The organism is Micromonospora sp. WMMD980, from assembly GCF_029626035.1.
GTDB lineage: Bacteria > Actinomycetota > Actinomycetes > Mycobacteriales > Micromonosporaceae > Micromonospora.
This window is the reverse complement of sequence record NZ_JARUBE010000003.1, coordinates 5,316,857-5,341,888: the sequence shown is the minus strand read 5'-3', so window position 1 is coordinate 5,341,888 and position 25,032 is coordinate 5,316,857. Positions and strand designations below refer to the sequence as shown.

General features: G+C 73.3%; 23 protein-coding genes. 14 read left to right on the top strand and 9 right to left on the bottom strand.

Annotation, left to right across the window (positions count from 1 at the left end; translation table 11 throughout):
- Positions 1 to 16: 16 nt before the first annotated feature.
- The 7 genes from O7618_RS25075 to O7618_RS25045 all read right to left on the bottom strand — a co-directional run bounded on the left by O7618_RS25075 (position 17) and on the right by O7618_RS25045 (position 6,315).
- The gene (locus tag O7618_RS25075; protein ID WP_278108586.1) at positions 17 to 880 is read right to left on the bottom strand and encodes a type II secretion system F family protein; all 864 of its coding nucleotides are present in this window, start codon (positions 878 to 880) and stop codon (positions 17 to 19) included.
- The gene (locus O7618_RS25070; RefSeq protein WP_278108585.1) at positions 880 to 1,782 is read right to left on the bottom strand and encodes a type II secretion system F family protein; all 903 of its coding nucleotides are present in this window, start codon (positions 1,780 to 1,782) and stop codon (positions 880 to 882) included. Before O7618_RS25070 ends, O7618_RS25075 begins: the two co-directional genes overlap by 1 nt.
- The gene (locus O7618_RS25065) at positions 1,779 to 3,323 is read right to left on the bottom strand and encodes a CpaF/VirB11 family protein (RefSeq protein WP_278108584.1); all 1,545 of its coding nucleotides are present in this window, start codon (positions 3,321 to 3,323) and stop codon (positions 1,779 to 1,781) included. The genes O7618_RS25070 and O7618_RS25065 overlap by 4 nt, the downstream gene beginning before the upstream one ends.
- Positions 3,313 to 4,146, bottom strand: a complete 834-nt coding sequence (locus O7618_RS25060; RefSeq protein WP_278108583.1) for a ParA family protein — start codon at positions 4,144 to 4,146, stop codon at positions 3,313 to 3,315. Before O7618_RS25060 ends, O7618_RS25065 begins: the two co-directional genes overlap by 11 nt.
- Positions 4,146 to 4,811 (bottom strand): SAF domain-containing protein, encoded by a 666-nt coding sequence (locus O7618_RS25055; RefSeq protein WP_278108582.1) that lies wholly within the window; start codon positions 4,809 to 4,811, stop codon positions 4,146 to 4,148. Before O7618_RS25055 ends, O7618_RS25060 begins: the two co-directional genes overlap by 1 nt.
- The gene (locus tag O7618_RS25050) at positions 4,808 to 5,659 is read right to left on the bottom strand and encodes a hypothetical protein (RefSeq protein ID WP_278110141.1); all 852 of its coding nucleotides are present in this window, start codon (positions 5,657 to 5,659) and stop codon (positions 4,808 to 4,810) included. The genes O7618_RS25055 and O7618_RS25050 overlap by 4 nt, the downstream gene beginning before the upstream one ends.
- Positions 5,660 to 5,748: 89 nt before the next feature.
- Positions 5,749 to 6,315, bottom strand: a complete 567-nt coding sequence (locus O7618_RS25045) for a hypothetical protein (RefSeq protein WP_278108580.1) — start codon at positions 6,313 to 6,315, stop codon at positions 5,749 to 5,751.
- Between the two features lie 568 nt (positions 6,316 to 6,883).
- Here O7618_RS25045 and O7618_RS25040 point away from each other — a divergent pair.
- Positions 6,884 to 7,657, top strand: a complete 774-nt coding sequence (locus O7618_RS25040) for an A24 family peptidase (RefSeq protein WP_278108578.1) — start codon at positions 6,884 to 6,886, stop codon at positions 7,655 to 7,657.
- 97 nt (positions 7,658 to 7,754) lie between these two features.
- On the top strand, positions 7,755 to 8,528 hold the full coding sequence (locus tag O7618_RS25035; protein ID WP_278108577.1) for an SAM-dependent methyltransferase: 774 nt from the start codon (positions 7,755 to 7,757) through the stop codon (positions 8,526 to 8,528).
- Between the two features lie 94 nt (positions 8,529 to 8,622).
- Here O7618_RS25035 and O7618_RS25030 read toward each other — a convergent pair whose 3' ends face one another.
- Entirely contained in the window at positions 8,623 to 11,850 is a 3,228-nt protein-coding gene (locus O7618_RS25030; RefSeq protein ID WP_278108576.1) for a DUF87 domain-containing protein, read from the bottom strand.
- A complete protein-coding gene (locus O7618_RS25025) occupies positions 11,847 to 12,494 on the bottom strand; it encodes a hypothetical protein (RefSeq protein WP_278108575.1) in 648 nt (215 codons plus the stop codon). Before O7618_RS25025 ends, O7618_RS25030 begins: the two co-directional genes overlap by 4 nt.
- Positions 12,495 to 12,817: 323 nt before the next feature.
- Between O7618_RS25025 and O7618_RS25020 the strand changes: the two genes are divergently transcribed.
- The 12 genes from O7618_RS25020 to O7618_RS24965 all read left to right on the top strand — a co-directional run bounded on the left by O7618_RS25020 (position 12,818) and on the right by O7618_RS24965 (position 25,014).
- Positions 12,818 to 13,147 carry a CU044_2847 family protein gene (locus tag O7618_RS25020; RefSeq protein WP_278108574.1) on the top strand — a complete coding sequence of 110 codons (330 nt, stop codon included), beginning with the start codon at positions 12,818 to 12,820 and terminating at the stop codon, positions 13,145 to 13,147.
- A 15-nt stretch (positions 13,148 to 13,162) separates the two neighbouring features.
- Complete coding sequence (locus O7618_RS25015; RefSeq protein ID WP_278108573.1) at positions 13,163 to 17,266, top strand: AAA family ATPase; 4,104 nt, start codon at positions 13,163 to 13,165, stop codon at positions 17,264 to 17,266.
- 104 nt (positions 17,267 to 17,370) lie between these two features.
- Positions 17,371 to 17,802: a YbaB/EbfC family nucleoid-associated protein gene (locus tag O7618_RS25010; RefSeq protein WP_278108572.1), complete on the top strand. Its 432-nt coding sequence runs from the start codon at positions 17,371 to 17,373 to the stop codon at positions 17,800 to 17,802.
- Positions 17,803 to 17,807: 5 nt separating this feature from the next.
- Complete coding sequence (locus O7618_RS25005) at positions 17,808 to 18,137, top strand: type VII secretion target (RefSeq protein WP_278108571.1); 330 nt, start codon at positions 17,808 to 17,810, stop codon at positions 18,135 to 18,137.
- The gene (locus O7618_RS25000) at positions 18,134 to 18,835 is read left to right on the top strand and encodes a hypothetical protein (RefSeq protein ID WP_278108569.1); all 702 of its coding nucleotides are present in this window, start codon (positions 18,134 to 18,136) and stop codon (positions 18,833 to 18,835) included. Before O7618_RS25005 ends, O7618_RS25000 begins: the two co-directional genes overlap by 4 nt.
- Before the next feature lie 8 nt (positions 18,836 to 18,843).
- Complete coding sequence (locus tag O7618_RS24995; RefSeq protein WP_278108568.1) at positions 18,844 to 19,611, top strand: EndoU domain-containing protein; 768 nt, start codon at positions 18,844 to 18,846, stop codon at positions 19,609 to 19,611.
- Positions 19,612 to 19,616: 5 nt separating this feature from the next.
- The gene (locus tag O7618_RS24990; protein ID WP_278108567.1) at positions 19,617 to 20,210 is read left to right on the top strand and encodes a hypothetical protein; all 594 of its coding nucleotides are present in this window, start codon (positions 19,617 to 19,619) and stop codon (positions 20,208 to 20,210) included.
- 4 nt (positions 20,211 to 20,214) lie between these two features.
- Positions 20,215 to 20,430 carry a hypothetical protein gene (locus O7618_RS24985; RefSeq protein ID WP_278108566.1) on the top strand — a complete coding sequence of 72 codons (216 nt, stop codon included), beginning with the start codon at positions 20,215 to 20,217 and terminating at the stop codon, positions 20,428 to 20,430.
- Between the two features lie 95 nt (positions 20,431 to 20,525).
- Complete coding sequence (locus O7618_RS24980; protein ID WP_278108565.1) at positions 20,526 to 20,789, top strand: hypothetical protein; 264 nt, start codon at positions 20,526 to 20,528, stop codon at positions 20,787 to 20,789.
- The gene (locus O7618_RS24975; protein ID WP_278108564.1) at positions 20,786 to 21,409 is read left to right on the top strand and encodes a sigma-70 family RNA polymerase sigma factor; all 624 of its coding nucleotides are present in this window, start codon (positions 20,786 to 20,788) and stop codon (positions 21,407 to 21,409) included. The genes O7618_RS24980 and O7618_RS24975 overlap by 4 nt, the downstream gene beginning before the upstream one ends.
- Positions 21,396 to 23,291: a GGDEF domain-containing phosphodiesterase gene (locus O7618_RS24970; RefSeq protein ID WP_278108563.1), complete on the top strand. Its 1,896-nt coding sequence runs from the start codon at positions 21,396 to 21,398 to the stop codon at positions 23,289 to 23,291. Before O7618_RS24975 ends, O7618_RS24970 begins: the two co-directional genes overlap by 14 nt.
- 259 nt (positions 23,292 to 23,550) lie before the next feature.
- Entirely contained in the window at positions 23,551 to 25,014 is a 1,464-nt protein-coding gene (locus tag O7618_RS24965; protein ID WP_278108562.1) for an endo-1,4-beta-xylanase, read from the top strand.
- The last annotated feature ends 18 nt before the right edge of the window (positions 25,015 to 25,032 follow it).

Sequence of the window (25,032 nt, the reverse complement as noted above, 5' to 3'; positions counted from 1 at the left end):
TTCTCGGGGGTGGGTGTCACAGACGGGCGATGAACGGATAGACGGCGAAGCCGAGCAGGACGAAGACCAGCAGCGAGCCGGGAATGTCCAACTTGCTGGTCACCCCCTCGGCGCGGGCCAGGTTGTCGGTGCGGATCTGGTCGCGTAGTGAGTCGGCACGGGACCGCAACGTCTCGTGCACCTGGGCGCCCTCGCTGCCGGAGGAGCGCATGATGGCGCCCACGTCGCCCAGCTCCGGGATGCCGATCCGGTCGGCCAGGTGCTGCAACTCGTCCCACGGCGAGTGCATCTGGAGCTGGGCGAGCCGCAACGCCTCCCGGATCCGGTCGAAGACCCAGCCGTCGCAGACCGTCGCCGCGCGTTCCAGCGACTGCACCGGGCCGTGCGCGGCGGAGAGTTGCAACGCCACCAGGTCGAGATAGGTGCAGACCGCCGCCCGGAACTCGTCCCGCGCGGCGTCCGCCTTGGCCAGCACCGACCGGTGCGCCACCAAACCGGCGACCAGTGCCAGGCCCAGGCTGGCCAGCACCGGCGCGACCACCGGCATGGCCACCCCGCCGACGAAGAGGACGGCCGAGACGACCGCCGGGGTGGCGAAGCCGATCAGCGCGGAGAGCAGCACCGACATGGCGTACTGCTCGGGGGTGCGGTCGAGCAGGGCGAGCTGCCGGGTCGGCGGGCGCAGCCAGCGGGCGAACCCGCCCAGCCAGTCCGGCCCGGCGCCGGTCACCGGGGCCTGACCCGGCGGCTGGTGCAGCCGACGCAGGGCCGGCCCGAGCGCCGGGGTGGCCGGCAGCGCCTCCCGGACCACCAGGAAGAGACCGAGTCCGATGGCGGATCCGCCCAGCACGGCGACGACGAGCTGCCAGTTCATGATCATCAGGCGATCGCCTCCTCCGGGTCGGGGGCCGGCAGGAAGCGGGCCGGGCGCGGCGGCTGGCTCATCGACCGCACCCAGACCAGCAGCGCGATGAACGCCGCGCCGAGCACCGCCATCACGAGCTGCCCGGTCACCGTCCCGTAGGGGCGGATGTAGTCGCTGTTCACCAGCCCGTAGGCAAGCGTCGCCAGGGTCATGCCGGTGAGGAAGCGGACCGCGAACCGGGGCTGCGTGCGCTTCGCCTCGACCTCGCGTCGGGTGGCGACCTCGGCGGAGGCGGCGCCGGCGATCGAACCGAGCACGTCGCCGAGGCGCTCACCCCGGTCGGTGAGGTGCAGGATCAGCGCGGCCACCACCTGATCGGCCACCGGGTCGGCGATCTCGTCGGCGAAGGCGAGCAGCGCGGACTTCGCGAGCCATCCGGCCTGGAGGCGGGCGGCGAGCGTGCGTATCTCCTCCTGGATCTCCTCCGGCGCGGTGGTGATGGTGCCGACGATGGCCTGCTGGAGCCCCTGGCCGGTGCCGGAGATGTCCTTGAGTCGCCGGGTCCACTCGCCGACCGCCTCGATCCGGGCGATGGCCCGCTGCTCGGCCCGGCCGACCGCGAACAGCCACGGCACGCCGGGCACCGCGAGCGCCACCAGCAACCCGACCACCGGCAGCCCGGTGAGCAGGAACGCCAGCGCCCCGACGACCACCGCGGCCACCAGCAGCATCTGGTGCCGGCGCTGGTCGGCCCGGCCGGCGCCGGAGCCGGTCCAGAGCCGGCCCAGGCCCGGCCCGGCGCCGCCCGGCGTCGACCTCGGTGGCCGGCGCGTGCCGACGAGCGCGACCACGGTCAGCACCAGACCGGCCACACAGGCCGCGCCGGAGACCACCGCGATCAGTTCGATCTGCGTCATGCCGGCCCCCCGTTCGGCCGGTGCCCGAGACGGGTGTGCCGGGGACGCCGCCAGGCGCCCACCCCGGCCTCGACGAACCGGGTGAGCAGGCGGGCGTCGTAGCCGACCCGCAGCAACTGGTCGCGGATCCGCTCGGGCAGGTGGCGGGGGACCGCCCGGCCGTCCGGCCCCGGCCCGAAGACCGTGGTGGTGGTGATCCGGTTGCCCTCGCCGACGCCGATGACCTCCTCGACGTGCGAGACGAAGCGGTGCTTGCGGCCGCCGATCGCGGTCTCGTCCTCGACCGTGACGTAGACGATCAGGTCGAGCGCGTTGCCGGCCATTCGCCGGGCCTGGTCGACGGTCATCTCCCGGCCGTGAGAGAGCGCCAGCTCGATGATGCGTTCGCTCACCCCCGCCGGGGTGCGGGCGTGGATGGTGCACATCGACCCGCGGCTGGTGGTCATCGCCTGGAGCATCGGCACGATCTCCCGGGACCGCACCTCGCCGACGATGATCCGCAGCACGCCCATCCGCAGCGACACCGGGATCAGGTCGGCGATGCTCACCTCGCCGGCGGGTCGACCGTCCGCGCCGCGTTCGCCGTGCCCCTCCCGGGACTCGAAGCTCATCACCGCCCGGTGCTTGTGCCCGCGCCGGGCCGGCAGCAGTTCCCGGCTCTCCTCCAGCAGCACGTACGGCTCGTCGGCCGGGATGTCGTCCATCAACGCCCGGATGACAGTGGTCTTCCCGGCCCCGGCCAGCCCGGCGACCATGATGTTCAGCCCGGCCCGCATGGACGCGCGGAGGAAGTCGCGCAGCAGCGGGTCGATCATCTCGTCCAGGTCGGGCCGGCCGCCGGCGATGTCCTCCAGGCTCACGTCGAGCGTGTTGTGCTTGCGGATCACCGCGTAGGGGCGGTGGCTGACCAGGAACACCGCGGCGAGCCGGCTGCCGTCGGGCAGTTGCAGGTCGAGCGTGGGCTTGCTGGTGGAGAGCGACCGCTCGGTGGCCCCGGCCCGGCGGGCGGCGGCCTGCAGGATCTCCACCAGCTCGTCGTCGGTCTCGGCGATCGGCTCGGCCCAGTCGACGCCGCCGCCGTGCCGGGTGATGCGTACCTGGTCGCAGCCGAGGATGTGCACCTCCTCGATGGTCTCGTCGACCAGCAGCGTCTGGAGCCGGCCCAGCCCGACCAGCTCGGCGGTCACCTGGTCGAGCAGCAGCCGCTCCTCGTCGGCGGCCATCGGCCGGCCGCCCCGGCGCACCGAGTCCGCGTAGGCGGAGACCACCGCGACGGCCAGCCGGGCCCGCTCGACCTCCTCGGCGTCGGCGTCGAACTCCCGGCCGCGCTGCCAGTGGGTGAGCCGTTCGCTCAGCTCCCGGCGCAGTTCGCGAACCACCGCGAAGTCGACCCGGGGGCGCGGCGGCGCGGCCGGCGGGGCGGCGGGCAGCGCCGGCCCGGAAACGTGGTGCCGCCCGTTCGGCGCCGCCAGCGGCGGAACCGTGGAGACGACGCCGGGCTGCTGCCCGCGCGGGTCGTACGAGACAGGCTCAAACCGCACCGGGCACCCCCTGGACGCTGGGCGTCGGCGTCGTGGCCGGCGCGGTCGCCCCGGGCCAGGCCAGCCGGGCCCGCCGCCGGTCCAGCAGCGCCCGGACCGGCACCTCCAGCGCGCCGGCCGCGCGCATGAGCGGCCGGTTGGCGCGCACGGTGCCGCCGTGGGCGAGCACCTCGGCGGTACGCGGGTCGTGCGGCAGCCGGGCGATCACCGGCAGTCGCAGCGCCTTGCTGATCTCGCTGGTGCCGTGCCCGTCGCCGACCACCAGCAGGCGCAGGTTGCCGGGCGGGACCCGGTGTTCGGTGAGGTCCCGTTCGACGGCCCGGACCGTGGCCCGGGTGGCGGAGAGGTCGGGCAGGTGCGCCCGGGTGACCAGCAGCACCACCGCGGCGGCCCGCAGCAGCGGCCACGGTGGACCACCCACCGCCAACCGTCCGCAGTCGACCAGCACGTCGTACGGGGGCATCCCCCGTTCCAGGCCGGTGAAGTAGTCGGCGAAGCGTTGCCAGAGCGGCACCAGGCTGCCGGCCTGGGCCGGGTCGACCACGCCGGGCAGCAGCAGCCGTTCGCGGCGCGGCGCGTCCAGGTCGACCAGTTGCGACCAGAACGCGCTCTCCAGGCTGCCGTCGCGCAGCTCGCCGACGGCCAGCTCGCCGATGCCGCGCGGCCCGTCGAGCGCCCCGCCCAGGTAACCGGCGAGGATCGAGCCGCCGGCCGGGTCGCACTCGGCCAGCACGAGCCGGCGGTGCCAGCTCAGCGCCGCGGCGAGCGCGGTGGTGGTGACGCCCGGCGAACCCTTCGCCGAGAGCAAAGCGATGATCGCCATCAGGCCGCCCCGGTGAGCACGAGCGCGATCCGGTCGTCCGCGGCCAGCACCACCACCGCCGGCACGTCCCGGACGGCGAGCGCCAGGTAGACCACCACGTCGTCGTTCTCCGGCGTGGCCGTGTCGATCACGGTGGCCTCGAACCGGGTGCCGCCGCCACGCGTCGCCTCGGCGCCGCTGGCGCCGCTGTCCGGCGTGCTGACCAGCAGCACCTTGTCGCCGGGGTGCAGCTTGCGGGCCGGCACCCGGGCGGTCTCCAGGCCCAGCGCGATCTGCTGCTGGCCGGGGCCGAGCAGCGGGGCGTCGGTGAGCTGGGCCGGGGTGAGCAGCGTGCCCGGGGTGAGCCGGACGGCCGCGCGCAGGCCGACGAGGTCCTTCATCCGGGCGGCCGGCACCGGACGCAGTTCGCGTCCGCCGGAGACGCGCACCGGCACCAGGTCGTCGGCGGTGATCTGCTGGCCCACCTCGACCGGCCGGGCCACCGCCAGGTAGCTGCCGGTGGAGCGCACCGAGGTGACCGCGAACGCCGCGCCGAGGCCGCCGAGCGCGATCAGCAGGATCGCCAGGCCGAGCAGGCCGGGCCGGATCCGCCGCTGCCGGACCACCTTGGGCGGTGCGACGGGCGCCTCCACCGGGGTCCCGTTCCGGGCTGCCACGACACTCATCGGGTCACCACCTGAAGCTCGTTGATCTGCACCGGGACGACACCGCTGACCCGGCTCTGGGCGATCTCGCCGCTCTCCCCGCCGCTGGACGTCCACTCGACGGTCCAGAACGTGGTGGCGTGGACCTGGTAGGTGCGCGCCTGGGCGTAGCCGTGCGGGAGGCCGCAGTCCGGCGAGGGCCCTCCGGCATTCGGCCCGTCCGCCTGGTAGGGGGTGCCCGGCCCGGTGCAGGTGACGTCGAGGCCGTCGGCCATGTGCCAGACGATGCGGCTCACCTTGGCGGTGATCTCGACGGTCAGCCCGCGGTCCGAGGCCGAGGCGGACAGCGGCCCGAAGTAGGAGGCGCCGGGGCTGGCCCACATCCAGACCGGCAGGCCGACCAGACCGGGGCCCTTGCTGCGCCGGGGCGCGACCGAGACGCGGGGCCGCAGCAGCGAGATCGAGGCGAGCGCGCGCCGGGCCAACTCCTCCGGGTCGGGCGGTGTGCCGTAGCCGGGCGGCGGGGCGTCGCGCAGCACGAGCGTCTGCTGCCCGGTGGCGCCGCCGTTGCAGCTCGCCACGTAGTACTGCTTGCCGGGGGGTGGGTCCCCCTGCGGCTCCGCCAGCTTGTAGTAGCAGCCGTCGCCGTTGTTGAACCAGCCGAGCAGATCGTCGTAGCAGGGGATGGCGCGGCCGTTCCACTGGCACTTCGCGGCGCCGCCCCCGTTGCCGCCGCCGTCTCCGCCGCCGCCCGGCCCGCCGGGGTCTCCGGGGACGGGTGGGTCGTCGTCCCAGACGTCGCAGTCGGTCTGTCCCGGTGGGCAGGAGCCGCCCGGGTCGGCGGCCCGTGCCGGCGCGCCGGTCAGCATGAGCAGCGCCGCCAGGCCGGCGGCGAACCACCGCCGGTGGGACGTCCCGGCCCGGGCCGGCCGGGCCGGGACGTCCTCTCCTCCCCAGGTCAGCACGGCTGGTCCTGGTGCGCCGCGCCGGTGTTGACCAGCCATCGGCCGTCCGGGTAGCGGGCCGCGGTCGCGGTGGCGAGGTAGCGCCCGCCGCGGGTGCCGGGCACGGTCCTGCGGTCCTTGGCGTAGACCAGCCGGTAGCCGCTCGCGTCCAGGCAGTCCTGGATCTCGACGGTGGGCGGGTCGGCGGCCAGGTCGACCGAGACGACGGTCGGATCGGAAACGAGTTTTCCGGTACGCATCGCGCCGTGCTCCTTCGCGTCACGAATTGCCACCCGCACCCGGGTCAGCAGCGGATCGGCCAGAAAACGGTCCAGTGCGGGATGGCCGGGATCGCTGCGCGCACTCGCCGCCCGGGAGACGTCGAGATATCCGGAATAGGCGGCGAGTGCCGCCTTTTCGGCGGCGCGCTCGTCGGCGGTGGAATGGGTGGCGGGTGCGGCGGCGCCCCCGGCCAGCGGGCCGGCGGCCACCTCGGCCCCGCCGCCGCAGCCGGCCGTGCCGGCCACCAGTGCAAGGCTGAGCAGGCAGATTTCCCATCGGCGGGATTGCCATACGCGCAAGGCCGAGCCCTCCTCGGTGCCGGCCCGGTGCGGTCGCGTGGGTCGCCCCGGGCATGCGGAAGCACGCCCGGATCTGTCCGACCGGGCCTCGATGGCCACCGCTTGCATTTACCTGTGCTGATCTTTGTCGAATGTGGAGCTGATGTCCTCGGTCGGCCTCCGACGCCAATTGATCGGGGGTTGCGTCGTACCCAAGGGGCGAGCATAGGCTGACGTCCGCCGATGCAACAGAGGCAATTCACGTGAACACGGTGAGTGAAGACGGGTGGTGGGTGCGGGTGAATGTCCGGACCGCGACGGGTGGATGCGCCACGGTCGGCCGGGCGGAGGGCGTGCGCCCACCCGCACTCGTCCACCAACCCTCAGCGACCCCCCTCGGGGCCACCGATATGGGAGAGGAACACCCAGGTCGTCCGATCCGTCCCACCGGCCCGCCGCAGCTCGTCCACGCCGGCGGCACCGGGCGCGCGGCCGCCTCTTTCCGCGCCATCCGTCACACGCCGGTCGAAGATCTGTCACTCTGCGTGCTCCGCTGTGGAGGCCACGCCGGCCGGACGGGGGAGCCGGCGTGACCACCGAACGGGCCCGCCGCCCCCACCCACCGGTAGCCGCCCGTCGCCCGGTCGTCCGGCTGTTGGCCGTCCTCGCGGTCGTACCGCCGGTCCGGCTCGCCGTGGCCCGCTACGCCGTAGAGCCGGACCACCCGGACCGGATCGGCTGCGACGCGTGCGGCACCCCGATCGGGCTGGACCAACCGCTGCCGGCGCTCGGTCCGGCGGCCCGGTGCCCGGGCTGCCGAGCCCGCGTCGGCGCGCCGCCCGCGGTGGCGGAGGTGGCGTTGCTGATCGCGGCGGCCGTGCTGACCCTGTCCGGCGGGCCGCTCGGCGTGCGCCTGGCACTGGCCTGGTGGCTCGCCTGGGCGGTGCCCATGGCACTGGTGGACGCCGCGTCGCACCGGCTGCCCGACCGGCTCACCTGGCCGGCGGCGGCCGGGGTGTGGGCGCTGCTCGGCGTGACCGCGCTGGCCGGATCCGGCCCGGCGTCCTGGTTGCGGGCGGTCGAGGCCGGGCTGGCGCTCGCCGCCGGCTTCGCGGTCACCACGCTGCTGTTCGGCCGGCGCGGGTTCGGCCTCGGCGACGCCAAGCTGGCGCTCGGCGCCGGCGCGCTGCTCGGCTGGCACGGCTGGCCGGTGCTCCTCGCCGGCCTGGTGCTCGCGATGACCCTCGCCGGGGTGGCCGGCCTGGCGCTGCTCGCGGTCCGCCGGCTCCGCTGGTCGAGCGATCTGCCCTTCGGCCCGTTCCTCGTCCTCGGCACCGCCGCCACGCTCGTGCTGACCACCTGAACGTGTGCTCGGCCCCGCCCGGAGGCAAGGCGGGGCCCGTCCTCAACACCGCACGGCGGGTCGGCGGAGGGTCGCGCAGGGTGCTAGACATCAGGGCGTGACGGACGCCGAGACGCGACCCAACGTCGCCCGCATGTACGACTACTACCTGGGCGGCTGCCACAACTTCGCCGCCGACCGGGCCGCCGCCGAGGAGATCCTGACGATCTTCCCGGACACGTCGGTGGCGGCCCAGACCAACCGTGCCTTCCTGCGCCGCGCCGTGCGCTGGGCGGCCGAGCGAGGCGTACGCCAGTTCCTCGACGTCGGCGCCGGGCTGCCCACCCAGGGCAACGTGCACGAGGTGGTCCGCGCGGTGAACCCCGACGCCCGGGTGGTCTACGTCGACCACGACGAGGTGGCCGTCGCGTACGCCCGGCGGCTGCTGCCCGCCGACGGCCGCACCGTGGTCATCCGGGGTGACCTGCGGCGGCCCGATGAGTGGCTGGCCGACCCGGCGTTGCGGGCCACGATCGACCTGGCCGAGCCGGTCGCGCTGCTGCTGGTCGCGGTGCTGCACTTCGTGCCCGACGCGGACGACCCGTGGGCGGCGGTGGCGCGGCTGCGCGACGCCACCGCCCCGGGCAGCCTGCTCGCGCTCTCCCACCTGACCCTGGACGGCGCGCCGCCGATGCCGGCGCGGGCCGGCACCGAGGTCTACCGGCGCAGCAGCGCGCCGCTGATGCCCCGTACCCACGCCGAGGTGGCCCGCTTCCTCGACGGCTACGACCTGGTCGAGCCGGGCCTGGTCCGGCTGGCCGACTGGCGGCCCGACGGCGAGCCGCGGGCGGCGGTGTCACACGGCTACGGCGGCGTGGGGATGCGCCGCTGACCTTCCGACGCCGACCAGGGCGTGAGGCTCAGCCCAGGCCGCGCGGCCCTGGCCTGACCGGTGGCGCCGGCCGGGCGATGTCCCGAGCCGGCGCTCACCCGGGCGAGGCGGCTCGCCGGACGATCTCCTCCACGGTCAGCGGACTGCGGGGGTGGTGGGTCAGGCACATCGGCGCCTGCATCTTGACGAACCGGGCCCCCTCCACGGCGGCGTAGAACTGGCCGGTCCGCAGCTTGCCGATGTCGGGCACGTCGCTGCCCTTCGCCCGGGCCACGTCGCGGGCGGCCTCGATCTGCACCGGCACGGTGAGCAGGCCGAAGAACTGGGTGGCGGCGTTGCCGGGAATCTGGTTGTGCAACGCCTTCGGGGCCTGGGTGGCGAAGACGAGCCCGAGCCCGTACTTGCGGGCCTGCGAGGTCAGGGCGAGGGTGCTCTGGGTGCAGGCGGTCACCGCGCCGGACGGCGCCAGCGTCTGTGCCTCGTCCATGACGAAGAGCCCACCCAGCGGCCGGTCCCCGGCCGGGTGCCGTTTGATCCAGGTGAACAACGCGAGCTGCAACTGGTTGACGAAGCTCTGCCGCTGATGTTCCTCGGTCAGGCCGGCGAGGTTGATCACCGAGATCCGGGCCCGGCGGCCCGGGGGTGGGGTGAGCAGTTCGCCCGGGTCGACGGGCGTGCCGGCGCCGCCCAGGAGCGGATCGTTGATCAACGCGGCCTTGAGCAGTTGCGCCATGCCCGCGGCCAGCTTCGGGGCGCTGTCGAGCTGGCTCACCCCGTCCGGGAGGTCGTTGAGGACGTCGGCGAACTCGCGCAGGTCGTTGGCGCCGGTGCGGGCGTAGCCGACGAGCGCCTCGCGCAGCACGGCCCGGCCGAGTCGGGCCTTGTCGGTGCCGCCGTCCACGCGGGCGTGCGGGGCGAGCGTGGCGACGGCGGCGTTCACCGCCGAGGTGAACCCGTCCGGGTCGTCGAGCACGTCCGCGAACGCCGGCAGCGGCTGGAAGGTCAACGGGCGACCGGCCTGCCGTCCCGGCGTCCAGATCACCATGTCGGTGCCGGTCAGGTATTCCGTCGCGCGGCGGGAGTCGTCCGCGCCCCAGCCCGGCGGGGGCTCGGGCCACGCCTCGCCGAGCCGGGCCAAATCGTTGTTGGGATCGAGCACGATCGCCGACACACCCCGCAGGGCGCACTCCTCGACCAGGCGGCGGATCAGGACGGTCTTCCCGGAACCGGAGCCGGCGAAGATGACGGTGTGCCGGCGCAACGCTTCGAGGTCGACGCCGACCGGGTCGGCGCGCCCGGTGACCGTACCGATCTCCATCCGCTCCGGGTCGACGCCGGCCGCCGGCGGCACCGGGACGGGGTCGGCGGAGCGGGGCGCGGCGGTGACCGGCGGCGGCGTCCCGACCGGCCCGGACTCCGGCGCCTCCGCCGGCCGCTCCTCGGCCCGGACGGCCGCCGTCCCGCCCGGACCGTCGCCCAACGCCTCCCGCAGGCAGATGATGTCGGACGCCGGCCGGCGATCGGCGAACCACGGCCGCAGCGTCTCCCGCCCGTAGTCCCCGATGAGCTGTTCCAGCGCGGCCATCCGGGCGACGTCCGGAGCGGTCAGGCCCAGCGTCCGGCCGCCGGCCCGCTCGAACGCGTCGACCACCTCGCGGGTCCGGGCGCCCGTCGACCAGCTCGCGCTGCGCAGCAGGAAGAGTTTCCGCTTCGCGACCCCCCCGGTGAGCCCGGCGGCCGTGATCGCGTTGCGGATCCGGTTGAGCGCGGCGATGTGGTGCGGCGCGGAGATGGCCCGGAACGACCAGTGCTCCTCGTCCTCGCTGTCCTCGCTCAGGCTGTGCCGCAACCGGGCGTGCAGCGCCGGCTTGGTCCCGGCGGGGATCGGGTCGAGGCTGAACGCGTCGACGTCGGCGCCCTGCGCGGCGATCCACGCGGTCAGGCCCGCTTCGAGCAGCCGCGGAACGCGGACGTCCTCCGACTGCGGTGACCCGGCGGAGGTGGTGTCGGCTGCGGCGACCAGCTCCGCGTACCGAGCGTCGATCTTGCCGAATCCGGTCGTCCGGCTCTCCGTCGGCGGCCCGGTGACCGGGGTCGGCGCGCCGGCGTCGGCGAGCCGGTCACCCGACCTGTGCAGCAGGTGCCGCAGCTCCCGCGCCTCGCCGTCGGCCAGGCAGCCCCGCACGTGCGCGTCGATCCGGCGCAGCAGCTCCCGGGGGGTGAAGCCGACGACCTCCCGGAACGCGTCCGGGTGGACCGGCCAGGTGGCGTGCGGGGGCGTGAACCCGATGCTCTCGAAGAGCACCGCGAACCGCTTCTCGACCAGCTCGCGGCCGACCTCGACGGTGGGGATCTCCTTGAGCGAGGCGGCCTCCCGGAACCGGTCCTGGACGGTGTCCGTCGCCTGCTGCTGGATGCTCCGCCAGGTCTGCGGCAGGCACGACACGACGGACAGGGTCCGGCGGGTGGTCTCGCGCAACGCCATCAGGCCGCTGGCGACCTGTTCGAGCAGGAGCGAGGTCTGCCAGTCCGCATCGCCCCGCACCTCCTGGTTGGTGGCCTTCACGGACTGGGCGATCATCAGGTCGATCTGGTCCACCGCGACCACCGTCGGGCCGACGACGGCGAGCAGCCGGGAGATGTCCCGTACCACCTCCTGCGGCGCGCGCCGGCTGCGCCGCAGCCCCCATCCGGCCCGCTGGCCGGGTTCCTCCTCGTCCATCGAGGAGAGGAAGTCGTAGCCGATGTCCTGCACGGTGGACTGCTCGGCGGCGTACAGCACGAGGGCACGCGCGGTGTCCTGGCACTCGGTGCCGATCTGCCGGTCCTTCTTGCGGATCAGGTCGACGAACGCGTCGAGCGTCGACCGGCTGAGTTCGGTCTCGCCGGTGACCGCGCGCCGTACCGTCCGGGGCGCCCCGACCTCGTCGGCCAGGCGCCGCAGGAACGTCCGTAACTGGGTCGTCCCGTCCGGCATCGACCGGACCAGGCCCTCCAGCATCGAGATCGCGGTGCGTTGCCAGAACGTCCGCGCCTCGAGCAGTTCGACCAGGAAGAAGAACCCGCCGCGCCGCTGCACCTGCTGGCGGACGGTGCCGATGAGGTGGGTCTTGCCGGTGCCGCGCTGGCCGAGGACGGCCACTCCGACCGGGCTGGAGTCGGCGCTGGCCTGAGCCTCCGCGAAGCTGTCCAGCACCGTCGTGACCACGTCGTGGTGCAGGCCCTCCACATGGAACGGTGTGGGTTTCCAGACGTCGTCCGGGGTCGGGGCCCAGTTGAACCTCAGCGCCGCGAGGGCGCGGCGTTGCTCGTCACCGGTCATGACGAGATGGCGATCAGATGCTTGTCCTGGTTGCCGATGGTCACCGCCGCGGCCCGCTCCTGCGGCTTGAGCACCTTCTGGTTCGACTCGGGCACCAGGTTGACGGCGCGCTCCTGGTTGAGCGTGCGGAGCCCCGCGTCGAAGTCGGCGCGGGGCAGTTCGGTGAGGGCGTCGCGGAGGTCGGCCAGCATCACGTAGTCACCGGGCTTGGCGGCCATCTCGTGGTAGGCCCGCCGGATCAGCGTGGCCGCGTCGCCGGTAGGGGACGGCGCGGGTGCCGGGCGGACCTCGTCCCGGGTGATCTGCATGCGGAACAGGTCGTCGGCGGGCACACCGGAGTGGTCGATCAGCCGGCGCAGGAAGTCGAGTGCGACGTAGAGGGCTCCGCCCGCGGTGCCGGCACCCTTCGGCGGCTCCGCGCCCAACTCCTCGGTGGCCCGGTCCCATCCCTTGTCGGTGAGCGCCAACGTGATCGGCTTCTGGGTGACCTCGATCAGGCCGAGGGATTCGAGACGACGGCGGTGGTCCGCCTTCAGGCTGATCCCGGCGACGTTGGTGAGGTAGGTCTGTGGCAGTGGCGCGGCCTTGACCATCAGCGTGACGAGAATGCACCGGTCGACGAGGGTCAGTTCCTTTTCCGGCATGCGGATGCTCCTCTGCGGCACGAGCTCCCACCGCGTCAACGGTGTGATCGAAGGCTCGGAAGGGGTGGCCATGATCGAGAGCGGCAACGGGGTCGGCCCCGGCGCACGGGCCGATTCTGCCGACGGTGTCCGACTCGCGCAAGGTCATCGACCTCGCTGACGAAAGCCGACAGGACACCACTGTGGATCTCCGACGATCCTGCGTGGACGCCCTGCCTGATACACCTGTTCGGCTGTCCCGGGACGGTTCGCCGATGGGACCATTGCCAAGCGACAAGGGCAGCGGGCAGCATGGCAGACCGGCGAGAGGACGGAGGTCACCGGTGCAGTCCGAGGTGGTCCGCTACCAGGTCGACGACGAGACGGTTGCCCTGATCGAGGTCGAGCCCACACCCGGGTTTCAGCCCGCCGGCTTCGGTGACGTCGCCGGTTGGGTACGCGAATCCGCGGCACCGGCGGTCGCCGCCGCCCGGGAACTGCTGGAACAGGTCAAGACCGTCTCTCCCGACGCGGTGGAGGTGCGCTTCGGGATCAAGGCCACCGGCACGGCGAGCTGGGTGGTCGCGAAGGCGACCGGAGAGGCGAACTTCGAGGTCACGCTCGCCTGGCAGCCGGACGGCACCACCGATCGCGGTGCCGGCCCACGACGCTGACGGAGGGGGCGGCCCGTGACGACGGCCCCGGACGAGAGCCCGTGGGCGGTGGCCCTGCACCGGGACGCGAACCCGCACATGGCGGTCGGCACCGGCATCGTCATCGCCGCCGACCTGGTGCTCACCTGCCACCACGTGGCGTTCACCGCCGACGGCACCCTGCACCCCGATCTCTCGGTCGCCTTCCCGCGCGCGCCCAAGGTCGCCTACTTCGACCGGCGCAAGGTCCGGCGGTGCCGGCACGACGGCATGCGGGCGGCACACGTCGACCTGGTGGTGCTCGAACTCGTCGAGGCGGTGCCGGCGACGGTCACCCCGGCACGGCTGCGCTGTCTGCCGACCGCACCGCTGCTCGACCGCCCCTTCTGGGCGTACGGCTTCCCGGGCGGCGTGGTCGGCGGCCTCCAGGCGACGGGTTCCGTCGTGGAGGCCGGCGGCTACGGCCACGTCACCATCGACAGCGGCGCCGCCGGGCCACTCAGCAAGGGGTTCAGCGGGGGCGCCCTGTGGTCCCCGGAATACCAGGCGGTGGTCGGCGTCGTCGTCACCGCCGACGGCAAGGGCAAGGGCCAAGCGGTGACCCTGCACCACGCCGACGAACAGGTGCCGGCGATGACCTTGGGCGCGTTGTCGGCCTGGCGGGTCGAGGACGCCGACGACGCCGCGCTCTCCGCATGGGGATGGACGCTGAGCACCGACGGTGAGGCCGGCCGGCACTGGCTGCCCCGGGCGCGCGGCGTCGCCGTCGACACCGAGGGGGGCGCGCGGTTCCGGGGGCGTACCGCCGCTCTCCGACGCGTCGTCGAGTTCGTCGACGGCCCGGCGGCCGCCGCCCGGCCGCTGATCGTCACCGGATCACCGGGGGTCGGCAAGTCGGCCGCGCTGGGCCGCGTGGTGACCACGGCCGACCAGCAGATCCGGGCCGGCCTGCCGGAGGACGACACCGCGGTGCGGGCCACGGCCGGCTCGGTCTCCTGCGCGGTGCACGCCAAGGGCAAGACCGCGCTCGAGGTGGCGACCGAGATCGCCCGCGCCGTCGCCGTCGACCTGCCCGGCGCGCCGGCCGACCTGATGCCGGCGGTGCGTGACCGGCTGTCGCGCCGTCCGGCCCGGTTCGCGCTGGTCATCGACGCGCTGGACGAGGCGGCCGACCCGGGCCAGGCCCGACAGGTCATCGACGACGTCCTGCTGCCGCTGGCCCGCGAGTGCGGCCGCTACGGCCTCCGGGTGGTCGTGGGCACCCGGCGGGGCGACGACCGGGGTGACCTGATCGCCTGCTTCGGCGAGACGGTCGATCTGGTGGACCTGGACACGCCGGAATACTTCGCCGAGGCCGATCTGGTCAACTACGCCCTGGCGACCCTGCGGCTGCTCGGCGCGGAACGGCCGGGCAACCCCTACACCGACCCGGCGGCGGCGGCCCCGCTGGCTCGCCGCATCGCCGCGCTGGCGAAGGGAAACTTCCTGGTGGCCGGTCTCGTCGCCCGGGCGCACGCGTTGCGTGACATCGAGCCGGTCGACCCGGCGTCGGTGTCGTTCACCGCGACCGTGGCCCACGCGCTCGACTCCTATCTGGCCGGGCTGCCGGCGGCCGGCTCGGCCTCCGCCCGGCTTGCCCTCACCGCACTGGCGTACGCGGAGACGCCGGGTCTGCCGTTGTCGCTCTGGCGGCTCGCGGTGACCGCGCTGGGCGGCACGGTCACCGAGGGCGAACTCCTCGCCTTCGCCCGGACCTCGGCGGCGAACTTCCTGGTCGAGACCGGCGGCGGCAGCCGGCCCGCGTACCGCCTGTTCCACCAGGCGCTCAACGACGCGTTGCTGGCCGGGGCGTCCCGCCGGGACGACCAGCGACGGCTGGTCGCGGCCTGGACCGGGCTGGCGGCCGAGGTCGGCTGGGCCGCCGTGCCCGACTACCTGCGGCGTTCTCTGCCCCAGCACGCCTCGCGGGCCGGGCTCGTGGAACGGCTCCTCGCCGACGAGGACTATCTCCTGCACGCGCACCTGGATCGCCTGCTCTCGGTCGTCGACACGGAGCGTCCGCTGGCGCCGTTGTCCCGATCCCGGGTGCGACTGCTGCACCGCACGCCGCTCGCCGTGGCGGCGTCGCCGGCCGAGCGTGCCGCCCTCTTCTCGGTGGTCGACCGGCTCGACGGGCTGGGCAGCGGGATCGAGGCCGACGCCGCGCCGTACCGGGCGCGCTGGGCGCACACCCCGCCCCGGCAGGAACGCAGCGTGCTGGACGGGCACTCGCAGGCGGTCTACGACGTGGCCGCCGTCGAACTGGACGACCGGCGGTTGCTCGCCTCCGCCGGCGACGACGGCACGGTCCGGCTGTGGGACCCGCTGACCAACCAGGCCGAGGCGGTCTTCACCTGCCACGTCGACACCATCCGCGGGTTGTGCGCCGTGCGCGCCGGTGACGGTCGGACGCTGATCGCCACCGCCAGCCACGACGGAACCGTGGGCCTGTGGGATCCGCGGTCCGGTCAGCGACGGCACGAACTGCGCGGGCACGACGACTGGGTACGCAACATCTGCGTCATCCCGCTGCCGGACGGCGACCTGCTCGCCTCGGCCGGCGACGACCGGACGGTGCGGGTGTGGGACCCGGTGACCGGGGCGCAGCGGTACGCGTTGACCGGGCACTCCGGGTGGGTGACGGCCGTGACGTACGTCCCGGCGGGCGGGCGGCACCTGCTCGCCTCCACCGGCTTCGACGGCGTGGTCCGGATCTGGGAGCCGACCGCCGACACCCGACCGACGCTGATCCTCACCGGACATGTCGGCTGGGTGACCACCCTCTACGCCGTCCGCGCCCCGGGTGGCACGTTGCTCGCCTCGGCCGGCTACGACGGCACGGTCCGGCTCTGGGACCCGGGCACCGGCGACTGCGTCCGCGTCCTGGAAACCGGCGGGCCGGTCACCGATCTGTGCACCGTCGACGTCGACGAGGGCTGTCTGCTCGTGTCGACCGGCGAGGACGGGCTCATCCGGGTGTGGGACGTGTCGACCTGGACCAGCCGGCCGAGCCTGCGGGGACACGCGAGCTGGATCCGCGCGGTGTGCGAGTTGCGTACCGCGAAGGACCGGATGCTGGCGACGGCGGGTGACGACGGCACGGTCCGGTTGTGGGATCCGGCCGGCGGCCGGCCGGACACCGTCGCCGAGCGGGACCTGCTCGGCCCGGTGCACAGCCTGTGCGCGATCCCCGACGAGCGGCCGGGCGTGGTCGCCTCCGGTGGCGCCGACGGCCGGGTACGGCTCTGGGACGTCGCGACGGGCGAGCGGCTGCGGGAGATCCCGACGCCCGGCGGTCCGGTCAACGCGATGTGCGCGGTCGCCGACGTCGAGGAGCCGCTGCTCGTCACCGCGCAGGACGACAACACGGTCGGGTCGTGGAGCGTGCGGCACGGCGAGCTGGTGGGCGCGATGACCGAGCACCACGCGCCGGTCGCGGCGGTCTGCCCGATCGTCATCGACGACGAGACGCTCATCGCGTCGGCCGGTGACGACCAGGCCGTCCGGCTGTGGCACCCGCAGACCGGCGCGGTGCGGACGGTCCTGCTCGGGCACGTCACCCGGGCCTGGGTGACCGCCCTCGCGACGGTCCGGTGGCCCGGTGTCGAGGCGCTCGCCTCCGCGGACAAGAGCGGCACCGTGATGCTGTGGGCCGGCCGGGACGCCCCGGTCTGGACCCGGCAGGGTCACCAGGACGCGGTCACCGCGCTCTGCGGCCTGGTCGTGGCGGGCCGTCGGATGCTGGCGTCGGCCAGTGCGGACCACACGATCCGCATGTGGGACGCCGAGTGGGGCCAACCGGCGGGCGGGTTCACCGGGCACACGGCTGCCGTCACCGGGCTGAGCCTGGTGCGGGTCGACGGGCGGGACCTGCTCGCCTCGACCAGCCGGGACCGGACGGTACGGATCTGGGACCCGTCCACCGGCCGGGCGGTGCACACCATCCCCGTCTACCATCCGGCGCTCAGCTGTTGCACGGTGGACGGCACGCTGCTGGTCGGCCTGGACCAGGGCCTGCTGGCGCTGGAGATCGATGGCGGGCGCGACCTGCCGCCCGAGACGGCCGACCGGGTGGTGGGCCGGGTCGCGGTGCGCTGCTGAGTCCGGCTGACTGTCGGGCACCGTACGGACCGTGGTCACCCGCGTGGATGCGGTGCTAGCCTCCTCCCGCCAGGCGTGATCATGGGGAAGGTATCGGGGGACACATGGCCGGCTTCGTGACCTCTGGTGGCCTGCTGGATCCGGACGGTGCCGTCGAGCGGCTCGCGGCCTGGAAGGGGCGGATCGACAAGCTCGCCGCCGACACCAGGGCGATGAGCGACCGGCTCCAGGAGCTGCGGGTCACCGCGGCCGACGGCAACGGCCTCTGCGAGGTGACCGTCGACTCCGGCGGGGCGCTGTGTGACCTGCGGCTGGGCCCGCGCAGCCAGCGGGTCGCTCCCGACGTGGTGGCGCGGACCGTGATGGACACGATCCGCGAGGCGAAGCGGCAACTCGCCGACCGGTCGCAGGAGATCATCGCTGACACGGTGGGCACCGACTCGGCCGCCGGCCGGGCGATCGCCGAGCGGGTCGGCCAGCGGTTGCGCGACCCGGACACCACCGGGGGCGCCGGCGACCAGCCCGGGCGGTGGTGAGCGGGATGGCCGACGGCTTCGCGGTCGACGCGGACCAGATCCGCGCGCACGCCCGCAACGTCGACGCCGTGCGGGCCCGCTTCGACGCGGTGCGGACCGCCAGCGCGCACATCGCGCGGGACGATTCCGCCTACGGGCTGCTGTGCAGTTGGCTGCCCGCGATCCTGGAGGGCCGGCACACGCGGCAGGACGAGCTGATCGCGTACGTCGAGGAGAACCTGTCGTTGGTCGTCGCCGGGCTGCGGACCACCGCCGACAACTACGACGGCGCCGACGCCGACGCGGACGCCGCGGTCCGCAAGGCGGGTGGCGGGCTGACCGGAGCCACACCGTGACCGACACCTCGCTGGTCGCCGGCGTCGTGTCCACCCGCAAGCCGTGGACCGGTGCCGCCCTGGCCGACAGTTGCCAGGGGCTGGTCGACGCCATCCACAGTCAGGGCTGGGTCGACGACCTGATCGCCGGCGCGGCGTTCGGCGTCGAGGTCGCCGCCACCGTGATGGACCCGCTGAGCGCGTTGCTGGCCAACGGGCTGGGCTGGGCGATGGAATACTTCGAGCCGCTGCGCCAGGTGCTCGACGAGCTGACCGGCATGCCCGACGTCGTCGCCTCGCACGCCGCCACCTGGGACAACATGGCCGCCGCCCTGGCCGGCATGGCCACCGACCTGAAGTCCTTCGTGGACGGCGACATGCCGCACTGGCAGGGGCGGGCCGCCGACGCCTACCACAACCTGATGGAACACAACGTCGAGGCGATCAACGGGCTCGGCGGGGTGTCCGCCGCGATGGCCGCCGCCACCCAGGCCGCCGGCAATCTGGTGATGTTCACCCGCGACATCGTCCGGGACCTGATCGCCGACCTGGTGGCGCGCGTGATCGTGTGGGCCGTCGAGGCCATCTTCGTGGTCACCATCCCGGTGATCGCGTCGCAGATCGCCGCCGCGGTGGTCAAGTGGGCCGGCCGGATCCTGACCTACGTCATGGCGCTGATCAGCAGCCTGACCAACCTCTCCGCACTCCTGGACGGCTAGCCCTCACCATGGCCAGACCCCACACTCCCGGCGGTGGAGGCCCGTCCCACCCGCACGGCGACGGCGACGGCGGGCACGGCCCGTCCGGGCGGCCGCACGGCGCGAACGTGCCGACGAACGTCAACGCCGCGCAGAACACCGTCGCGTCGCAGGCGCAGCAGGGCCGGCCCGGCGGTGGTCCCGCCCCCGGCGCACCGAGGCGGCCCAACCGGCCCGACCGGTCCACCACGCCGAACACGCCGCCCGGCGCGGGCGACATCCGCCACACGGACGTGTCGCGGCAGCACATCCTCGACGGCGACGGCGGCAAGCAGGGCGGCCACCGCGCGGGGACCGGGCTGTCGAAGAAGACCGAGTTCCCGAAGGACTGGGACGACGCGAAGGTTCTGGACGCCGCCCACCAGGTGACCCAGCAGGGGCCGCCGGCGAACGGGCCGTACCCGGCCAAGGACGCCGACGGGAACCCGACCTGGGCGTACGACTACACCGGCCGGGTCGACGGCGTCGAGGTCAAGACCATCGTGCTGGCCAACGGCGAGATCCGTACCGCCTTCCCGAACAACCCGGCCGACGCGGGGGTCATCACCAATCCGGCCGCGCCGAATCCGGCCCCGAGAGGTACGCCAGTGGGTGTCGCGCCGCACTACGCGCACCCGGACGTCGGCGGCGACGGCAGCTGGACGTGGGAGGGGCCGAAGGGCAATAAGATCGTGCGGGTGGTCCAGGACGCCCAGGGCAACGTGACCACGACAGAGATCGGCGACTACAAGAAGTGAGCGCCATGGACGCAAGGTTCTACGGGGCGATCACCGAGATGTCCGCCCGGCTCGCCGGTCGACTGCCCGACGATTCGCTCGGCGCCCTCCGCGACCAGTACGCCGCCGGCGAGTGGGCCATCGGCGACGACACGCTCCTGCTGAGCCTGGCGTTCCAGCACGTCGGCATCACCGGCGAGGAGCAGGCCCTGATCCGCTCCTTCCTCAGTGACCCGGACAACCCCGATCTGCTCGATGTGCCGGTCGTCGACGAGGTCCCGGCACTGGCGTACCGCTTCGCGCCGGCCGGTCCGGCGGGTGCCGCCGACCCGTCCGCGGCGGACCGGCTGCTGGCCGGTGAGGCCCCCCGGCACGGCGGCCGCCGCCTGCACCGGGCGTGGCGGAGCCCGCTCGACTCCGCTCCCGACGGCCCGACCTGGGTGTACGTGCTGCGGGTCGTCGACGGCGCGGACGAGCTGAAGGCGCGCTCGGGCCTTAGCGCCAGGCTGTGGACCACGCTTCGGGAGAAGTGGCCGATGGAGGTGGTCGCCGTGGGCAGCACGCCGACGCCCTACCAGGCCGCGGCGCTGGCGGCGGCGCAGCCGGTCTGGTCGGCCTGACCGGATGGCCGGCCGCACCGACCTGACCGGCGCCTGCTTCTTCGGCACCGGCCTGAACGGCGTCCGGCTGGCGGACGCCAACCTCGGCGGCACCGTGGTCGGCCCGTCGCTAACGGTTACCGAACGCACATGCAAATTGCCGAGTAATCGGCGCCGAACTCCCTTCGCGCAGCGTTCCTCAGGCATGACTTTCTGCTGTCTGCGCACGTGGAAAGCTTGATCGTCGATCTCCACGAACATTGTGGACCGACAGCCGTCTACATTCGCCGCCCGCCACGGATAGTAATTAGCAATCCGAGGGGGCGAGGGGGAACGATGGACGCAGCACTGGCGGTGGCGGTGGCCGTGGCCGGCGTGGTCGGTGGCTTGGTACGGGGTTACGTGGCACACCGGGCACGGATACAGGAGGAGCGGGAGGCGACAACACGTACCGCGGCTCGGGTGACCTGGCTCATCCGGCTCGCGGAGGCCGACCACGACCTGGTGCGCATCGTGGAGCGCGACCGCGACGGACACCGCGAGGTGGAGCTGGGCGGTCGCGGCCTGCCGAAGTCCGACGTCACCGGGGAGGCGGCGTGAACGACGTCGACGGCACCGCCGCCCGGACACCGGATCCGACCGTCGACGATGCCGCGTGCGAGGCGGAGGCCGTATGCCGGAAGGCCGAGCACGACCAGGAGTTCGCCGCGTTCGTCGAGGAGTCGTACCACACGGTGGAGCGGGTGCTCCGATCGGTGTGGTGGGACCGCGAGGTGGTGGAGGACGCCCTGCACGAGGCGTACCTGCACGCACGGGTGGAGTGGTCCAAGGTCCGCGAACACGACCGGCGGATCGGCTGGATCATCCGGACGGCCCGGTTCAAGATCCTGAAGGACCGTGATCGGCGGCACCGGGAGGCCGCGGTGGCGCCGGAGGACCTGCCGCCGGCGCCCCACTCCGACATCGCCGACGTGTGGGAGGCGCAGGAGACGCTCCGAGCCTGGCTGCGCCAGCTTCCCGCCCGGCACGCCGAGGTCTTCCAGATGTCGCGGGAGGGTTTCTCCAACCGGGAGATCTCCCGCCTCCTCGGGCTGGCCGAGACCAGCGTCCGCTCCTACAAGGCCGCCGCCCGCAAGGGGCTGGGTGAGCTGGCCGAACGGGCCGGTTTCACCCGCTCGCAGGGCAGCCGGCGGCAGGGGGAGCGCCGTGGATCTCGATGACATCCTGGCGTTGGCCGAGACCGCGCCCAGCCCGCTGGAACTCGCCCGGGCGCGCCGGGTCGCGCGCACCGTGCAGAGCCAGTACGACCTCTCCGTCGCCGAGGGCTACGAGATCCTGGTCGACGCCGATCTGACGGACCCGTTGACCGGGGACGTCGACGAGGCGACCAGGATCGCGCGCGCCGCCCAACTGTCGAAGCTGGGCACGATCACCTGGGTCGCCGGCCCGGACCGGTCCCGCTCCACGGGTCGGCTCTCCTGGTCGGACGAGATGGCGATGATCTTCGGGCACGCCCCGGGAACGCTGCGCCTCACGCCCGGGACGTTCTTCGACCTCGTCCATCCCACCGACGCCCGGCGGGTTCGCGCGGCGGTCCGGACGGCCTGGGCGCGGAGCTGCCCCGACGAGGTGGTCTTCCGGGTGGTCCAGCCGGGCGGTCGCATCCGCCACGTGCACTGCCATCTCGAGATACTCCTCGACGCGGGCGAGCCGTCCGGGATCATCGCGACCGGTGAGGACGTCACCGTTCTCGAACTGGCCCGGCAGGAGCGCCGCCGGCTCGCCGTCCGCAGTCGGATGCTCGGCACCGACCTGGCCGTGCGGGACGTCCTCACCGGAATGCCGACCCGGAGCTACGTGATCGACGAGGTCGACCGGGCGCGCCGCAGCACCGGGGGTGCCCTCGTCGTGATCGCGACCGAGCCGGCCAACCGATTGCCCGAGGCGCTCACCGACGAGGACCGGGACCAGGTGACGGCGGAGGTCGCCGGCCTGCTCCGTGCCGTGGTCGGCGAGGAGGTGACCTGCGGTCTCCTCGGCTCCGGCTCGTGGGGGGTGCTCCTCGGGCAGGGGGCCGCGGGCGCGGAGGACCTGGCGGCCCGGATCGTCGACACACTCCGCAACCACCTGTTCCGCGTCCGCCAGCGGCCACTGCGCCTCACCGTCTTCGCCGGGGTGGTGCACTTCGACAGTGGTGTCGCCACGACCGGGTTCGACCTGATCATCGACGGGGAGCACGCGGCCCGCGACGCGCGCCGCGCCAACGCCGCGGTGGAGGTCCTCGACCAGCCGGTCGAGGAGCGAACGCGCACGGACCGATGCCGGTCCCGGATCCAGCGGGCCGTCGCGGCCGGCCGCTTCGCGCTCTACGCCCAGCCGATCGTCGAACTTCAGCTCAACCAGATCACCCGGCACGAGATCCTGCTGCGGGTGCGGAGCGACACGGGTGAGCCGGTCGCGCCGTGGGCCTTCCTCGACATGGCCGAGCGGGTCGGTGAGATCCTCACGGTCGACCGGTGGGTCGTCGACCACGCCCTGGAGCTGATCGGTCGCGGTGCCCAGACCTCCCACTACCAGGTCAACATCTCCGGCAAGTCGCTCGCCGACCCGGGGCTGCTCACCCACGTGACCGAGGCGATACGCCGACACGGGGTCAACCCGGAGTGCCTGACGTTCGAGATCACCGAGACGGCCCTGATCGAGAATCGCAACGAGGCGCTGGCGTTCGCCACCGGTATCCGGGAGATCGGAGGCCACCTGGCGCTCGACGACTTCGGCACCGGCTACGGCGCGCTGACCCATCTGAAGTACCTGCCGGTGGACCTGGTCAAGATCGATGGCACCTTCATCGTCGACCTCTGCCGATCGCCGATCGACCAGGCCGTGGTGTCGACACTGGTCGAGCTGTGCCACACGCTCGGCATCCGGGTCGCCGCCGAGTACGTCCAGGACGAGGAGACCATCGACCTGCTGCGCCGGTGCGAGGTCGACTTCGCCCAGGGTTACTGGACCGGTCGGCCGGAGCCGATCACCGTCAGCCAGGAGAAGGTGCAGATCGAACTGGAGCTGCGGTTGCCGCCGCAGTGCACCGCCCTCGGCTGAAAAGGGAAGGCAGCCGTTCGGGGGGAAATTTCCGGAACGCGTCCGGCCCGGACTCGCCTGACCTCGCGGTCACCTGCGAGGTCATCGACATTGACCGATGACGGTTCATCGAAGTATCTTGCCCTGGAGTTACCGGTACGTTTCCGAAAGTTTCAGGGCCGGTGACCGGAACGCGTACCGCCCGGTGGCGCCCCGCGCCAGGTGCGCGCGCCGTGTCGACAACCCTGCGCATCACCCGTCCGATATGCAGAGGAGTGTCATGGAACGTCCACTGAGGCGGCACCGCTACCGCGTACTGGCGGCGGCCGCCGCCGGATCGCTGGCGCTGGCCGCCACCGCGCTGCTGGTGCCCGGCTCGGCCCAGGCGGCCACCACCCTGGGCGCCGCGGCGGCGCAGTCCGGCCGCTACTTCGGCACCGCGATCGCGGCCGGCCGGCTCGGCGACTCGACCTACAGCACCATCGCGGCGCGTGAGTTCAACATGATCACGGCCGAGAACGAGATGAAGCCGGACGCCACGGAGCCGAACCAGAACCAGTTCAACTTCTCCGCCGGCGACCAGATCTACAACTGGGCGACCCAGCGGGGCCTGAAGGTGCGGGGTCACACGCTCGCCTGGCACGCCCAGCAGCCCGGCTGGATGCAGAACATGCAGGGCAGCACGCTGCGTAACGCGATGATCAACCACATCAACGGCGTGATGGCCCACTACCGGGGCAAGCTCGCCGCGTGGGACGTGGTCAACGAGGCGTTCAACGAGGACGGCAGCCGCCGCAACTCCAACCTGCAGGGCACCGGCAACGACTGGATCGAGGTGGCGTTCCGCACCGCGCGGGCGGCCGACCCGTCGGTCAAGCTCTGCTACAACGACTACAACATCGAGAACTGGTCCTACGGCAAGACGCAGGGCGTCTACCGGATGATCCAGGACTTCAAGTCCCGGGGCGTGCCGATCGACTGCGTCGGGTTGCAGACCCACTTCACCGGCGGCAGCTCGCTGCCGGGCAACTTCCAGACCACGCTGTCCAGCTTCGCCGCCCTCGGCGTCGACGTCGCCCTCACCGAGGTCGACGTCACCAACTCGTCCACCTCGCAGTACGCCGGCCTGACGCAGGCGTGCCTGAACGTGCCGCGCTGCATCGGCATCACCGTGTGGGGTGTGCGGGACAGCGACTCCTGGCGCTCCAACGAGAGCCCGCTGCTCTTCGACGGCGGCGGCAACAAGAAGGCCGCGTACACCTCGGTCCTCAACGCCCTCAACGCCGCCGGCCCCGCGCCGACCGGCACCCCGACGGCCACGCCGACCTCCGGGCCGACCACGCCGCCGCCGTCCGGCGGCGCCAGCCGGATCCTCGGCAACCAGTCCGGCCGATGCGTGGACGTGCCCAACTCGTCGCAGAACAACGGCACCCGGGTGCAGCTCTACGACTGCCACGGGCAGGCCAACCAGCAGTGGACCTACACGTCGAGCAGGCAACTGACCATCTACGGCGGCAGCCGCTGCCTGGACGCCGCGGGCTCCGGCAACGGCGCGGCGGTGCAGATCTACAGCTGCAACGGCCAGGCCAACCAGCAGTGGAACGTCAATTCCAACGGCACCATCACCGGCGTCCAATCCGGCCGCTGCCTCGACGTCTGGGGCACCGGCAACGGGCAGCAGGTCCAGATCTACGACTGCAACGGGCAGGCCAACCAGCGGTTCCAGCTCGTCGCCAACTCCTGACGACAGACGGCCGGCCCC